Annotated in this window: 16 protein-coding genes; 4 read left to right on the forward strand and 12 right to left on the reverse strand. The window is 42.4% G+C overall.

Annotated features, from left to right (window positions below):
* Positions 1-7 precede the first annotated feature (7 nt).
* From J4N23_RS01835 to trpS, 6 genes are all read right to left on the reverse strand, one after another.
* Positions 8-529 (reverse strand): hypothetical protein, encoded by a 522-nt coding sequence (locus J4N23_RS01835; protein ID WP_207425300.1) that lies wholly within the window; start codon positions 527-529, stop codon positions 8-10.
* Positions 530-577: 48 nt separating this feature from the next.
* The gene (locus J4N23_RS01840; RefSeq protein WP_207425301.1) at positions 578-1,891 is read right to left on the reverse strand and encodes a M23 family metallopeptidase; all 1,314 of its coding nucleotides are present in this window, start codon (positions 1,889-1,891) and stop codon (positions 578-580) included.
* A gap of 138 nt (positions 1,892-2,029) precedes the next feature.
* Positions 2,030-2,221: a hypothetical protein gene (locus tag J4N23_RS01845; RefSeq protein ID WP_207425302.1), complete on the reverse strand. Its 192-nt coding sequence runs from the start codon at positions 2,219-2,221 to the stop codon at positions 2,030-2,032.
* Positions 2,222-2,503: 282 nt separating this feature from the next.
* Complete coding sequence (gene kdsB / locus J4N23_RS01850; protein WP_207425303.1) at positions 2,504-3,238, reverse strand: 3-deoxy-manno-octulosonate cytidylyltransferase; 735 nt, start codon at positions 3,236-3,238, stop codon at positions 2,504-2,506.
* 29 nt (positions 3,239-3,267) lie between these two features.
* Complete coding sequence (locus J4N23_RS01855) at positions 3,268-3,882, reverse strand: deoxynucleoside kinase (RefSeq protein ID WP_207425304.1); 615 nt, start codon at positions 3,880-3,882, stop codon at positions 3,268-3,270.
* Between the two features lie 69 nt (positions 3,883-3,951).
* Positions 3,952-4,947: a tryptophan--tRNA ligase gene (trpS, locus tag J4N23_RS01860; RefSeq protein ID WP_207425305.1), complete on the reverse strand. Its 996-nt coding sequence runs from the start codon at positions 4,945-4,947 to the stop codon at positions 3,952-3,954.
* Between the two features lie 39 nt (positions 4,948-4,986).
* Between trpS and J4N23_RS01865 the strand changes: the two genes are divergently transcribed.
* Together J4N23_RS01865 and gatC are read left to right on the forward strand one after the other, a co-directional pair.
* Positions 4,987-5,727, forward strand: a complete 741-nt coding sequence (locus tag J4N23_RS01865; RefSeq protein ID WP_207425306.1) for a 1-acyl-sn-glycerol-3-phosphate acyltransferase — start codon at positions 4,987-4,989, stop codon at positions 5,725-5,727.
* Complete coding sequence (gene gatC, locus J4N23_RS01870; RefSeq protein WP_207425307.1) at positions 5,714-6,007, forward strand: Asp-tRNA(Asn)/Glu-tRNA(Gln) amidotransferase subunit GatC; 294 nt, start codon at positions 5,714-5,716, stop codon at positions 6,005-6,007. The genes J4N23_RS01865 and gatC overlap by 14 nt, the downstream gene beginning before the upstream one ends.
* Before the next feature lie 206 nt (positions 6,008-6,213).
* Here gatC and trpA read toward each other — a convergent pair whose 3' ends face one another.
* The 6 genes from trpA to J4N23_RS01900 all read right to left on the reverse strand — a co-directional run bounded on the left by trpA (position 6,214) and on the right by J4N23_RS01900 (position 11,257).
* Positions 6,214-7,002, reverse strand: a complete 789-nt coding sequence (trpA, locus tag J4N23_RS01875; RefSeq protein ID WP_207425308.1) for a tryptophan synthase subunit alpha — start codon at positions 7,000-7,002, stop codon at positions 6,214-6,216.
* Between the two features lie 30 nt (positions 7,003-7,032).
* Positions 7,033-8,214, reverse strand: a complete 1,182-nt coding sequence (trpB, locus tag J4N23_RS01880; protein WP_207425309.1) for a tryptophan synthase subunit beta — start codon at positions 8,212-8,214, stop codon at positions 7,033-7,035.
* A 10-nt stretch (positions 8,215-8,224) separates the two neighbouring features.
* Positions 8,225-8,839 (reverse strand): phosphoribosylanthranilate isomerase, encoded by a 615-nt coding sequence (locus J4N23_RS01885; protein WP_207425310.1) that lies wholly within the window; start codon positions 8,837-8,839, stop codon positions 8,225-8,227.
* A gap of 32 nt (positions 8,840-8,871) precedes the next feature.
* The gene (trpD, locus tag J4N23_RS01890; RefSeq protein ID WP_207425311.1) at positions 8,872-9,864 is read right to left on the reverse strand and encodes an anthranilate phosphoribosyltransferase; all 993 of its coding nucleotides are present in this window, start codon (positions 9,862-9,864) and stop codon (positions 8,872-8,874) included.
* A 253-nt stretch (positions 9,865-10,117) separates the two neighbouring features.
* Complete coding sequence (locus tag J4N23_RS01895; RefSeq protein WP_207425312.1) at positions 10,118-10,759, reverse strand: ATP-binding protein; 642 nt, start codon at positions 10,757-10,759, stop codon at positions 10,118-10,120.
* Positions 10,760-10,792: 33 nt separating this feature from the next.
* Positions 10,793-11,257, reverse strand: coding sequence for a DUF4442 domain-containing protein (locus J4N23_RS01900; RefSeq protein ID WP_207425313.1), 465 nt, complete (start codon positions 11,255-11,257; stop codon positions 10,793-10,795).
* Between the two features lie 126 nt (positions 11,258-11,383).
* On the opposite strand from J4N23_RS01900, the gene J4N23_RS01905 reads away from it, so the two are divergent.
* Positions 11,384-11,764 carry a hypothetical protein gene (locus tag J4N23_RS01905; protein WP_207425314.1) on the forward strand — a complete coding sequence of 127 codons (381 nt, stop codon included), beginning with the start codon at positions 11,384-11,386 and terminating at the stop codon, positions 11,762-11,764.
* A 107-nt stretch (positions 11,765-11,871) separates the two neighbouring features.
* A complete protein-coding gene (locus J4N23_RS01910) occupies positions 11,872-13,128 on the forward strand; it encodes an MFS transporter (RefSeq protein ID WP_207425315.1) in 1,257 nt (418 codons plus the stop codon).
* The last annotated feature ends 12 nt before the right edge of the window (positions 13,129-13,140 follow it).

The following is a 13,140-nucleotide window of genomic DNA, read 5'->3' on the forward strand; positions in this document are numbered from 1 at the left end:
CATTTTGTTACATCTCAAACTGTTTTTTATCCAACCACCTTAATCTTTCGTCCGCTTCGTTCAATAAACCATCGAACTCTGTTGAGTAGTCGAACTGGAGATCCTCATGGAGTTTTAAGATTTGCTTCCGGAGCTTCTCCAGTTGTCGAACGAAAATAGTTTGAAGCGGCTTGTAATTTGACCTGGTATCCACGTGAACCAAATAGTTCCGACAGAACCATAACAGGAGTTCTATTTCTACCTCTACAGTTCCCGTGTACTTGGCATGTTTCGAAATCGATCTCAGAATTTTTCTCAGCTCCTTCGCACTTCGATAATCATATTTTTTTAGCGTTTGGAACTCCTCCAGTAGTGCAGCTTTTACTTCCTCACCGTACCCAAGCGGATCGTCAGCGTTATATAAGACGTAGTTTAAAAATTCTTTATTGTCTTTTTTGTACTTAGTCAGACGCAACGTAATCTCAACCAGCTGTTCATGATTAAGCGAGCGTAGTTCTTTTTTTATTTCGCTTAACTTTTCAGTTTTCATGCCCTGAAGGTAACAACTAGAATTATAATCCGATAATTCCCTTTGATTTCATTCCGCGCTAATCCAGCCATTTTCATTTCCTTTTCGAATGAAAAGGAAATTATCAAAAGAGCCTATTACTTCTACTGTTTCACCAGCGGGCAACGTCGTCTTTCTGGGTGCTACAAGATCAGCGTGAGCAAGTAGTGGCTTCTCTTCAGCCAGCCGGAGCTGTCGTAGGGGAGCGGTTGCTGAAGAGACGGAACTGCTCGTTACAAACCCCTCTTTGCCGTCGGGAAGGATTACTTTGTACCAACCTGCTGCTGCTGCCTGAACCTGAAGAAGAGTATTGCTTTTTAGACTGCTAACTGCATCTGCGGAAGCAGCGGGAGCCCTCCGAATGGTTGTTGAGCCAGTTCGTGTTCGAACAGATCTTCCGATGTTCGGCTGGGGAGCAGTGATATCCACAGGTGTTTTACGAGAAGGATTTACGAAGGGTAAGGGATCGATAGCTCCGCCGAAAGTATAAATTCCAAAATGCAAATGAGGCGAAGTAGAGATGGCATTCCCTGTATTTCCCACCAGACCTACGGTATCTCCCTGCCTCACGCGTTGTCCGGCTTCCACCAGCTGTTCATCAAGATGGGCGTAGTAAAGGCTGTAATTTTTCCCCTGAGGACGCAAAAAAACTACCTTACCGCCTAATTTATTTATGGTCACTCTGTTCACTACTCCATCGGCAGCCGCAATAGCCGGGGTTCTTCTTGGCGCAAAGATGTCTATTCCTTCATGTCTTCTGGCGCCACCATCCCGATCAGCCCCCCAAAAGCTGCCTATCTTTCCACTTTTCACGGGGAAGGCCAGTGAAGGCCCGCTTGTGATAGTAAGGGTATATTCGCCTGAAGCAAGAAGTTCGGGCTGCAATCTTAAAATATAAGTACCAGAATCGTCAATCTCATGCTTAAAAGGATTTCCTGTTGTATCAGCGTAAGCAAGCAATTTTTTGTCCCGACTTTCCCGATCTTCCCATAGGTCGACATAAATAGTGAAGTTTCTTTGAGGCTTCTTTGTTAGCGAGATCGTGATTAGCTCTCCTCTCTTCGCTTCAAACCTCAATGCTGAGGCTCTTGGTTGATCAGCGGGAAAATAGCCTGTTTCCTTGTAGGGAACTGATACCTGAAGGGGATTGTTCAAACTGCGCTCCGCCTGGCCAAACCACATTTTACCCAAAGCTGTTTTGTTCAAACCCGCATTAGTTAAACTTTGTCCGTACTGCTCATGAGGACTCCGTTTTCCGAAAAATCCGGAAGGACCAGTAACGTTACACGCGCTAAATAGCACAAGAGAAAGCAATAGTCCCGAAAGGGGAAATACCAACTTCATACGCTTCTTTTTTGTAGAATAGAACGTAATTGATTGAGCAAATGTTGATAGGGGAAGTTAATAAAGGTGAAAAGGGAATAAAAAAACAAGCCCCACTCTTTCTTCAAAAGTGGAGCCCCATCAATATTACATTATGAATTAGCAAACGTTAACATTCCATGTCATGCCATTTGCCCCTTTTATCTGCTGGGCAAGCAGCACTATTTTCCGGTCTTCGACTGCTAGTTCTTTTAAAAAAACAGACTGCATACTAGTAGTAGGATCAGGCAGTTCTTTTAAAAATAAGTTAATTGTGCTGTTTAGATCTTGTAGGTTAGACTTTTTTGGCATATGTATTAATAGTTTTAAATAGTTCCTGTTTTCAAATTGGCCGTGTATAGATAGTAGTACATCGCTGCCTTGCTTTCTACACAGCGTCTGCTTGTATATATAATCTTAAAGTAAGATCCAACGCTAAGTACACCTTTGTTATCACTTAAAATCGCTTATGACTGTAGAGTCCAACCTATTGTCGTAAGTAAAATATCAAAGTAAATAAGTAAGGACAATTTCCTTGCCACATTTGAGAAGGCACTAATAAAAAAGAAAGGGAACAAGGTTTAGGCTAAACTACTACCGCTCTTTGAGAACTTTCTTAAGATCCTCGGGAGTATCCACCGCAGCCGTTTCGATATCAGTTATGGCAACCTTAATTCTGTACCCATTTTCAATCCAACGTAATTGTTCGAGGGCTTCGGTTTTCTCCAGCAAGGACACGGGTAGTTGGGTAATTGAAAGCAGGGTATCAATACGATATCCGTAAATACCGATATGCTTGTAAAAGATATTGCTCTGAAGCCAGTCCGAAGCCTCTTTCCCCCTTACGAAAGGAATAGTAGCACGGCTGAAATAAATAGCTTCTGAATTCTTATTTAAAACTACTTTAGGGGAGTTAGGATTGTACAACTCCTCTTCAAAATTTATCTTTTTAACCAAGGTGGCCAGCGCAGTTTCTGCCTCGGCAAAGCAACTACACAAAAGATCAATTTGTTTAGGGTTGATAAATGGCTCATCACCCTGTATGTTGATGATTATGTCAAACCCCGGTAGTTTTTGCGCTACTTCTGCACAGCGATCAGTGCCGCTCTGATGTGTATCTGCTGTCAACAGCGCCCGCCCTCCGAACTCCCGCACGTGCATCAAAATCCGCTCATCATCTGTAGCCACTACCACCTCATCTAATTTCTCTGCCTTCAGGGCTTGTTCGTAAACACGTTGTATCATGCTCTTACCATCGATATCGATCAGAGGTTTACCGGGAAATCTGGTAGAAGCAAAACGGGCGGGAATTACACCTAGAATTCGCATAATTGAGGTTTATATGATTGGTTTCAGATTTAGAAAAGTCCGTGCATTTCCCTTTCAATACTTTGGATGATATAACCCAGGTCTTCAGGATTGTTGGCAAAGTCAAGCTTGTCCTTATCAAGCACCAGCAATTTGCCGTTTTTATAGTTACCTATCCATTTCGTGTACTTATCATTTAATTTAGATAAATAATCTAACCGGATGCCTGCTTCGTACTCGCGGCCGCGTCTCTGAATGTTATTAACAAGGGTAGGAACAGAAGCCTTCAAATAAATGAGCAAATCAGGAGCTTTGATAAACGAAGTCATGTTTTCAAATATGGCTCGGTAATTTTCATAGTCCCGAGTGGTCATCAAACCCATATCATGCAAGTTCTCCGCAAAAATATAAGCGTCTTCATAAATCGTCCGATCCTGAACAATATTCTTGTTTAGCTTATTAATCTCCGTTATTTGATTAAAGCGGCTATTCAGGAAATAAATCTGAAGGTTGAAGCTCCAGCGCTTCATGTCATTGTAGAAATCCTCCAAGTAAGGATTGTTATCTACCGCTTCAAACTGAGGTTCGTAACCCAGGTGTTTTGCTAATAATTCCGTTAATGTGGTTTTACCGGCCCCTATATTTCCTACAATTGCAATATGCATCGGGTAAAGTTAAAAGATATAAGTAAAAACTTCAAAAAACTGGATGTATGGTCCAGAGCACAATAAGATCTAAAAACTTCTGAAACCGATTATCTCTCTCACTTCCCTGATGGTTTTGCCGGCACTTTCCCGGGCTTTCTCAGCTCCTAACTTCGCTACTTTGCTTAAGTAATCAGCGTCTGCCGCGATATCAGCAATACGTTCCCTAACAGGAGTGGTAGCAAGGACCATATCTTCTCCCAGCTGCTTTTTAAAGTCTCCATAGCGGATCTGACATTTGTTATACAAGTCGTCAAAGTGCTTGTACGTGTCAACAGAAGAAACAATCTTCATCAAATCGAATAAATTCTGAATTGCTTCCGGCTTTGCCTGATTTTCTTCAGTAGGACCACTATCTGTAACTGCCCGCATTACTTTCTTACGTATCACCTCCGGACTGTCGGAGAGATAAACCGCATTAGCTTCACCTTCCGATTTTCCCATTTTCCCCTTACCATCTAGTCCGGGCACCTTTACCAGCTTATTGCTGAAACTGAACGCGTAGGGCTCGGGAAAATATTCAGTTTGATATAATCGGTTAAAGCGATTCCCAAATGTCCGGGCCATTTCCAGATGTTGCTCCTGATCTTTCCCCACAGGCACTTTGGTGGCTTTATGGATAATAATATCGGCGGCCATCAGCACTGGATAGGTGAGGAGGCCTGCATTCACATTATCCGGCTGCGCTCGAACTTTATCTTTAAATGAAGTACTTCGCTCTAGTTCACCGAGATAAGCGTTCATATTCAGAAATAAATATAATTCTGCTATCTGAGGTACATCAGACTGTACATATATGGTAGCCTTTTCTGGATCAATTCCAGCCGCCAGATACTCAATCAGAACCTGCTTCACATTGCCATGCAAATCATCAGGAGTAGGGTGGGTCGTAAGCGAATGATAATCTGCTATAAAAAAGTAACAGTTATATTCATGCTGCATCTTAACAAAATTCTGTACAGCTCCGTAATAATTCCCTAAATGAAGTTTTCCGGTACTTCTGATACCGCTTACAACAGTTTCCATAACGGGCGAAAGTAAGGATTTTTTATATTTTTGGATTCAATGAAACTATTTTTCAGGAAGCTGCACCGGTATTTTTACATCGCTAGTGTTGCTCTTTTTTTCGCATTGCTATATCCGGTTTTATACTACTTTTCCCGTAAACCGGAGAGGTATACTACCCTGAACCATGTGCGCAGATTTTACGCCTTCATCAGCTCGGCATTCGCAGGTCTTTTTTATAAATATCACTACGAAAAACCGCTCGATTGGTCAAGAAACTACATTTTCTGTTCCAACCATACGTCTAACCTCGACATCACGGCGCTCACCCTGCTGGTAAAAAAGGACTTTGCATTCCTCGGCAAGGACGAGTTGCTGAACAATCCCATTACAGGTCTCTGGTTTAAAACCATTGACATCCCTATCAATCGCGAAAGCAAAATATCTGCTTTCAAGGCGTTCAAAAAAACCGAAGAGTACCTAAAAAACGGATTCAGTATGGTAATCTTCCCAGAAGGTAAGATTGGAGACGAATATCCTCCCCAACTACATTTGTTCAAAAACGGTCCCTTTCGGCTTGCCATTGAACAGAAAGTCGCAATAGTTCCGGTAACCGTTCCCGACATTTACAAGAAAATGTGGGACGACGGAAGTATTTATGGAAGTAAACCCGGAATTTCTCATATTTGCGTTCACGCCCCCATCGAAACCACCGGCTTAACTATTGACGACGCTGATGCATTAAGAGATCGGGTGTATGAAACCATACAGGCAGAATTAACAAAACATGAAGTTAGATAACGAAACAATTGCAAAAATTGCTCACCTGGCACGACTGGAAGTAACTGATAACGAGAAAGAATCGCTACTGAAAGACATGAATAATATCCTCAGCTTCATGGAAAAACTTAATGAACTGGATACAAGCGCTGTAGAACCGCTAATTTATCTTACCGACGAGATCAATATTTTTAGAGAGGACGAAGCTAAAAAAGAAATTACACCTGAAAAGGCACTCTCTAACGCGCCGCAGCACGACGGGACTTATTTCCAGGTGGCTAAAGTGATAGACAAAAGCTAATATTTTTTTGAAAAAGAGCAGCAGTACAGCAATCTCCTTCGGTCCCGCCATCCGCTCTTACTGCTCGCCTTCACACAGGTCTTGATGCTCGGCCTAAGCCGCAGGGCCGGTATCCGCTGCTGTCGGGTTTAGCTTACAACGACAGCTCTTCGATTTGAAGTATAAAGTAAAAAGGAGTCAGAAACACTGTTCCAACTCCTTATATCTTATACCGTCATGGCTTCTTTCCCTTTCATCGAACTGATAAAAGCCGGGATCTTTTCCAGGTAATTTTCCTCACCCATCAATTTCACAAAAGCACTGCCTACAATTGCTCCATTGGCATATTCGCTTGCCTTGCTAAAGCTCTTGTTATCTGAAATCCCGAAACCAATCATCGTCGGGTTCTTTAGATTCATCCCCTTAATCCTAGCGAAGTAATCCTCTATCTCGTTAGATACCGACAGGTTTTTTCCAGTAGTAGATGATGTACTTAACAGGTAAATAAAACCGTTGCTCAACTCATCGATCTTCCTGATACGAGCCTCAGAGGTAGTAGGTGTAATTAAGAAAATATTGCTCAGTTTATGTCCCTCGAAACAATCCTTGTACATTTCCTCATACTCGTACATAGGCAGGTCAGGCACAATAACACCATCCACTCCAACTTCCGCGCAGGAAGCACAAAAATTTTCTACTCCATATTGCAAGACAGGATTCACATATCCCATCAGCAATACCGGAATGGAAACACGCTTTCTCAAATCCTTCAGCTGTTCAAAAAGCAGCTTCACCGTCATGCCATTATCTATAGCAGTTTGGGAACTCTTTTGAATTACCGGGCCATCTGCCAGCGGATCGGAATAGGGAACGCCAATTTCCAGAAAATCGGCCCCTGCTTTTTCCAGCGCCTCAGCTATATCCAGGGTGCTGTTTAAGTTGGGATAGCCGGCAGTATAATATATTGAAAGGATATTTCCTTTTTTCTCCTCAAAAAGTTGTTTAAGTCTGTTCATAATTTCAAGCTGATGAAAGGGATACGCTGTTTATAATCCGAAATATTTCATATAGGTAGCAAGGTCTTTATCCCCGCGTCCCGATAAGCATACCACCACCGTCTCATCTCCCTTAAACTGCATTTTTTCCAGATAAGCTAGCGCATGCGAACTTTCAATAGCAGGGATAATTCCTTCCAGCCTTGACAGCTGCAAACCTGCTTCTAACGATTCCTCATCGGTAATACTTACATATTTCGCGCGGGCAGAAGTATGTAGATGTGCATGTTGAGGGCCAATGCCAGGATAATCCAAACCAGCAGAGATGGAATACGGCTCAATCACCTGACCGTCTTCCGTTTGCATTACGATGGATCTGCTTCCATGCAAAACACCTTCCTTACCCAATGCTGTGGTGGCTGCAGATTCCCCTGTATGAACACCTTTTCCTGCAGCTTCTACAGCAATTAGTTTCACATCTTCCTGATCCAAGAAATGATAAAACATTCCGATCGCATTACTTCCGCCACCTACACAGGCCATAACATAGTCGGGGTTTGGTTTGCCTATTTTTTCGGTCAGTTGCTTCCGGGTTTCCTCAGAAATAATCGCCTGGAACCTCGCTACCATATCCGGGTAGGGGTGAGGGCCTACTACAGAGCCGATAATATAATGGGTGTCAACAGGGTTATTGATCCAGTCCCGGAGCGCTTCATTTGTCGCGTCTTTCAGTGTCTGGCTTCCTGAGGTTGCCGGAATTACAGTTGCACCCATCATTTTCATCCGGGCTACATTCGGAGCTTGACGTTCAATATCCACAGCTCCCATGTAAACCACGCACTCGATGCCTTTTAGCGCACAAACAGTTGCAGTTGCTACACCGTGCTGGCCGGCTCCTGTTTCGGCAATAATTCTTTTTTTACCTAAACGCTGCGCAAGCAGGATCTGGCCTACGGTATTGTTAATTTTGTGAGCGCCCGTGTGGTTAAGATCTTCACGCTTCAAATAAATGTTGGCGCCATATTTCTCAGACAATCGCTTAGCGAAATAGAGCGGAGAAGGACGACCCACATAATCACGAAGGAGTTCCTGAAACTCTTCCTGAAAGGCAGGTTCAGCCATGATCTTCAAATAATTGTCCCGTAATTCTTCAACGTTTGGATACAACATTTCGGGGATGTAAGCCCCGCCAAAGTTTCCATAGTATCCTTTTTCATTTACATGATAACTCATATGTATAAGTTTATTCGCTTAAGTGCGCCTGTTTTAATTTATCAATTACCGAACCCAGCAACTCTATGTTTTTTAGTCCCGGTCTAACTTCAAATCTACTATTCAGATCAACTGCATAGAGCCGGTCGTCGTCTAGAGTTATTACCTCGAGAACATTTTCTGCAGACAGTCCGCCGCTCAAGAAATAAGGGACATTCAATTGATATTTCGTCAGCAACGACCAATTAAATGTTTCCCCCGACCCGCCATGTGCTACAGTTTTAGTATCGAAAAGAAAATAGTCGACCGCTTTAGTATAACTATCTAAAACTGTAAACTGGAAGTCTGGGTCCACTCCAAATGCCTTGATAACTTCAAATCCTTTGTTTTTTAATACTGAGCAAAATTCCGGAGACTCCTGTCCGTGCAGCTGTAATGCATCTAATTTAAACTCTTCAGCTTTGGCCTCAACCTCGGCTAAGCTGCTATTCACAAATACGCCAGTCTTCTTAATTGATGAAGGAAGATGAGCCAAAGTCTCAAGGTCTAGTGCCTCCACAAATCTTTTTGAAGCAGGATAGAAAATAAAGCCCATGTAGTCGGGTCGTAGATTTGCCAGATCATTAATATTCGACGGTTCACGCATTCCGCAAACCTTTATTTTTAACGACCTAATCATTATTTCACCGCTATTAATCTATTGAAACTTGTTAAGGCCCGTTTGCTTAGTAGCGACTCTTCTGCTTCATAAAAACAATCAGCGAACGATTTAGTATCATCAACGGTTTTAATAGCAATAGCTGCATTACATAAAACCACATTATTTTGAGCAGTTGTTCCTTCTCCCTTTAAAACGTCTATAAAGATCCTAGCCGACTCCTCTACCGTATTTCCGCCGCCTATCTGCCTAGCAGATATCCGTTCAAAACCTAACCTTTCTATAGAGTAGATATGCTCGCCCCGGTGAGAAAACGTTTTAAAGTTTCCTGTTAGTGATATTTCATCATATCCATCAAGAGCATGCAATATGGTATATTTCTTATCAGACTTCTGATAGAGATAGGCATAAATACGGGCTAGCTCCAAACTGAAAACTCCAACCGACTGATACTCGGGAAGAGCTGGGTTAACGAGCGGACCCAACATGTTGAAAAAGGTTTTTACAGCTAGTTCCTTTCGGATAGGTGCCACATTTTTCATGGCCGGATGAAAAAGGGGAGCATGTAAAAAGCAAATCCCGGCTTCTTCTACACTTTGCCGAAGCTTTGCAGCATCGTTCGTGAACTGATATCCCAAAAACTCCATCACGTTTGAAGAACCACACCCGGAAGAAACCCCGTAGTTACCATGTTTAGCAACTTTATATCCAGCGCCTGCAGTAACGAAAGAAGCCAGCGTAGAGATATTGAAGGTATCTTTTCCATCGCCACCCGTGCCACAAAGATCGATGAGGCTATACCCTTCCAAACCTGGAGAAAGACAAAGATCAAGCATAGCATCTCTAAACCCTTCCAACTCTTCAACAGTGATACTTCTCATACAATAGGCCGTCATGAACGCTGCCATCTGCGAGTTGTTAAACTTTCCGGTAGTTATATTTTTTAATATACTTTTCGCTTCTCCCTTAGTAAAGGTTTTGTGTTCAAACAGGTGATTTAAAATATCTTTCATAACGTTTTTGTCTCCGACCAGGTGGCAAAAAAAAAGGTTGCCTTAAGAGCAACCCTGTTTATTTTTAGAAACATATACATGCAGAGGGCCCCTCGATTAATCGAAGTTCCACCACCAAATATATACGTTGCTTAGTACCATCATTATTAGGTTGCAAAGATGAAGAAAGTTTTAATGAAAGCAAAACTTTTGAAAATTTTCCGAAAGTATAAAAACGGTATTTACCCAGAATTGAAGTATCAGATGGGGGAGATCAGGCAGCAGTATAAAACTCCTCCTTTTCGGTAGTATGAACCCGGATGACTCCCGAAAGCACCAGATTTACCAATATTTTCTGAGCTCTTCTCCTCGACAGGTTCAGCATTTTGCTGTATTCTTTAGCTGTAATTCTTTCGTTCTCGTCCAGATATTCCAAAAGGGCTTTTTCCTTACTTGAATATTCAATAAGAACACCCTCGTCCTTTGAACTTCCTTTTAGTACATCCACCACGATTTTGCTGGCCAGGAGACTTTTATCTTTCACGCGAACGTAAACCCACCACTTTTTATCCTCGCCCAGGGCGTAATGCGGTTTCATGTCGCTTTCTTTAATTTCGGCTACAAGCACAATTTTACCATCAAAATAGATCTCTTCGAACAAAGGCTCTAGAGCTGGGCGACAAAAGAACGTGCCAGCCTTGGTAAGCATATACTTTTCTTCATCTTCTGACTTTACCCCCTTAATGTCGCCGTTGTCGGCAACGCCAACCAATAATCGGCCGCCTTTATTATTTGCGAATGAAACCATTGTTTTAGCAATCTTCTCACAAGATGTAATCGTCTTTTTAAAGTCGACGTTTACACCTTCTCCCTCAAATATTAATTGCTTTATATGGTAAGGCTTTAAATTACTCATCTATTTAATAATCCTCTTCTTCTTTTTTTGTTTTTAGGCAGCAACCAAGTGTCGGATATAAATTTCAACCCGAATGGTAACACAGAGCCGCTGCTCTCTGTCAAACATCTCTATTTCAAAAGGTTGTACTACCTTTCCTAGATCAAGCAGCTCTTTAATCAATCTATCCAAATCTTCTTCGGGTATCGCTACATCAAAGGTCAGGTTCGAATTTCCAGGTTTGAGAAAGTTCACCTCCGACTTTTTCACCCAGATAATACAATTCAATCCCTTCCGTCTCAACAGTTGATACAACAAAACGGGATATACAGGGTCTGCACCGCTAAAGATAGTGCCGCCAAAAATTGAACGATTGTAATTGATGTTTAATATCGAACGAAATATTTTTACGGAAGCACCACAAAACCCCTTATCAATTTTTTTAACCCATACTCTTTGTAATAGCAGGGGCGGATATGCCCTTAAGGCCCATTTTAACACCCTTTCAGAAACAAGCATACAAGACGAATATGCTCAAAAAGATCCGTTTAAACGAATTTTAATATTCAATCATTAAACAAATTCCTTGCCCAGCGGTTAAGTAAGTTGGATCAAAAAAAACATTAAAACTAAAAACATCTGTCTATGAAAACTAAAGCTTTGAAACTTGCAATCGCATCACTTGGAATTGCATTTTCGGTGGCTGCCTGCTCAGGAGGCCAAAACAATAACGCGACCGATACAGCCGGAACAGAAGACGGCTTAGGTACGGATACCATGATGACCGACACAGCCGGAACCGGTACTGCACCAGGCGGTGGAGTTGGAGAAGGTGGTATTGGTACTGGTACTGGTACTGACACCGGTGGAACTGGTACTGGAACAGGTACAGGCACTGGAACCGGCACAGGTGGAACTGGTACTGGTACAGGTACAGGCGGAACTGGAACCGGAACTGGAACTGGAACCGGAACTGGAACTGGAACTGGAACCGGAACTGGAACTGGTACGACTCCAGCACCTTAAGCATTAAATCCTAATTAACGAAGTAGCGGCGGCTGTCTCGCTGGCCGCTACTTACTTATATTCCCTAATATTTATTTTCTTTGTAGTTTCAAAACCCACGAGACTACATGAGCAAACCCGAGTCTTCCAAGAGAAACATCATTCTTCTTATTATCGTTGCCGCATTAGGTTACTTCGTAGATATTTATGACCTGGTTCTTTTTTCTGTTGTCAGGATCGAGAGTTTTCACGACATCGGTATTAAGGAGGATAAAATGAGGGTGATGGGCGAGTATGTACTGAACATGCAAATGGGAGGCCTATTGCTCGGCGGTATTATATGGGGAATAATAGGGGACAAACTAGGCAGAATTAAAGTGCTGTTCGGATCTATTCTTTTATACTCATTAGCCAATATCGCTAACGGCCTGGTAACCGACATTAATTCTTACGCTATTATCCGATTCATTGCCGGGATTGGTTTGGCCGGGGAATTGGGTGCTGGAATAACGCTAATTAGCGAAACCATGCGCAAAGAACACAGAGGCTATGGTACTATGCTCGTTGCTGGTGTTGGCGTACTTGGTGCATTGGCAGCAGTGGCGGTATCGCAGCATTTTAGTTGGCAGACTTCTTATTTTGTTGGCGGCGGAATGGGGCTACTTCTTCTGCTACTTCGAATTGGAACATTCGAATCTGGAATGTTTAAGAGCGTATCGGAAAGCAATGTTTCCAAAGGAGATATCAGGATACTTTTTACTAATCGGGAGCGCTTTCTTAAATACTTATATTGCATTTGCATTGGCCTCCCCATCTGGTTTGTAGTAGGAATACTGGTAACACAATCACCAGAATTTGGAAAAGCTTTAGGAGCTCCGCAAACACTAAGCGCCGCTACTGGAATCATGTTTACTTACATTGGTATCTCTGTAGGCGACATTTTCGCTGGTTTATTTGCACAACTAACCAAGTCACGAAAAGCTACCGTTTTTGTCTTTCAGATTCTGATAATAATTTCCTCGACCATTTACCTTAGTAGCACAGGCTTGACTAACTCAGCCTTCGTTTGGCTATGCTTATTTATGGGCTTTGCTGTAGGATACTGGGCTACATTTGTCACCATATCTGCAGAGCAATTCGGAACTAACATTCGTTCGACCGTTACAACCACAGCTCCTAATTTTGTAAGAGGGGCTCTTATTCCCACCACTTTTCTATTTGAGTTCTTCGTTAAACAGTTTGGAATAATTTACAGCGCTTACATTGTTGTCTTTCTTTTAACCGCGATAGCCATGTTCGCATTGAGTCAGCTAAAGGAAAGCTTTAGCAAAGACTTGGACTATCTGGAGGAAGACGCGACAGGTCAGCACAACATACTTTCCTAAATATCTTCTGTT

Origin of the sequence: Pedobacter sp. SYSU D00535 (assembly GCF_017355855.1) — a bacterium.
Taxonomy (GTDB): Bacteria; Bacteroidota; Bacteroidia; order Sphingobacteriales; family Sphingobacteriaceae; genus Desertivirga.

Coding starts and splice junctions, on each gene's coding strand:
- trpB (WP_207425309.1), bottom strand. CDS start 8,214: ATGAGTTATCATGTAAATGAAAAAGGATACTATGGAAACTTTGGCGGG.
- trpS (WP_207425305.1), bottom strand. CDS start 4,947: ATGGAAACTGTTGTAAGCGGTATCAGAAGTACCGGAAAACTTCATTTA.
- J4N23_RS01865 (WP_207425306.1), top strand. CDS start 4,987: ATGAAACTATTTTTCAGGAAGCTGCACCGGTATTTTTACATCGCTAGT.
- J4N23_RS01900 (WP_207425313.1), bottom strand. CDS start 11,257: ATGCTTGTTTCTGAAAGGGTGTTAAAATGGGCCTTAAGGGCATATCCG.
- kdsB (WP_207425303.1), bottom strand. CDS start 3,238: ATGCGAATTCTAGGTGTAATTCCCGCCCGTTTTGCTTCTACCAGATTT.
- trpA (WP_207425308.1), bottom strand. CDS start 7,002: ATGAACAGACTTAAACAACTTTTTGAGGAGAAAAAAGGAAATATCCTT.
- J4N23_RS01885 (WP_207425310.1), bottom strand. CDS start 8,839: ATGCGTGAACCGTCGAATATTAATGATCTGGCAAATCTACGACCCGAC.
- J4N23_RS01895 (WP_207425312.1), bottom strand. CDS start 10,759: ATGAGTAATTTAAAGCCTTACCATATAAAGCAATTAATATTTGAGGGA.
- J4N23_RS01910 (WP_207425315.1), top strand. CDS start 11,872: ATGAGCAAACCCGAGTCTTCCAAGAGAAACATCATTCTTCTTATTATC.
- J4N23_RS01855 (WP_207425304.1), bottom strand. CDS start 3,882: ATGCATATTGCAATTGTAGGAAATATAGGGGCCGGTAAAACCACATTA.
- J4N23_RS01840 (WP_207425301.1), bottom strand. CDS start 1,891: ATGAAGTTGGTATTTCCCCTTTCGGGACTATTGCTTTCTCTTGTGCTA.
- trpD (WP_207425311.1), bottom strand. CDS start 9,864: ATGAAAGATATTTTAAATCACCTGTTTGAACACAAAACCTTTACTAAG.
- J4N23_RS01845 (WP_207425302.1), bottom strand. CDS start 2,221: ATGCCAAAAAAGTCTAACCTACAAGATCTAAACAGCACAATTAACTTA.
- J4N23_RS01835 (WP_207425300.1), bottom strand. CDS start 529: ATGAAAACTGAAAAGTTAAGCGAAATAAAAAAAGAACTACGCTCGCTT.
- gatC (WP_207425307.1), top strand. CDS start 5,714: ATGAAGTTAGATAACGAAACAATTGCAAAAATTGCTCACCTGGCACGA.
- J4N23_RS01905 (WP_207425314.1), top strand. CDS start 11,384: ATGAAAACTAAAGCTTTGAAACTTGCAATCGCATCACTTGGAATTGCA.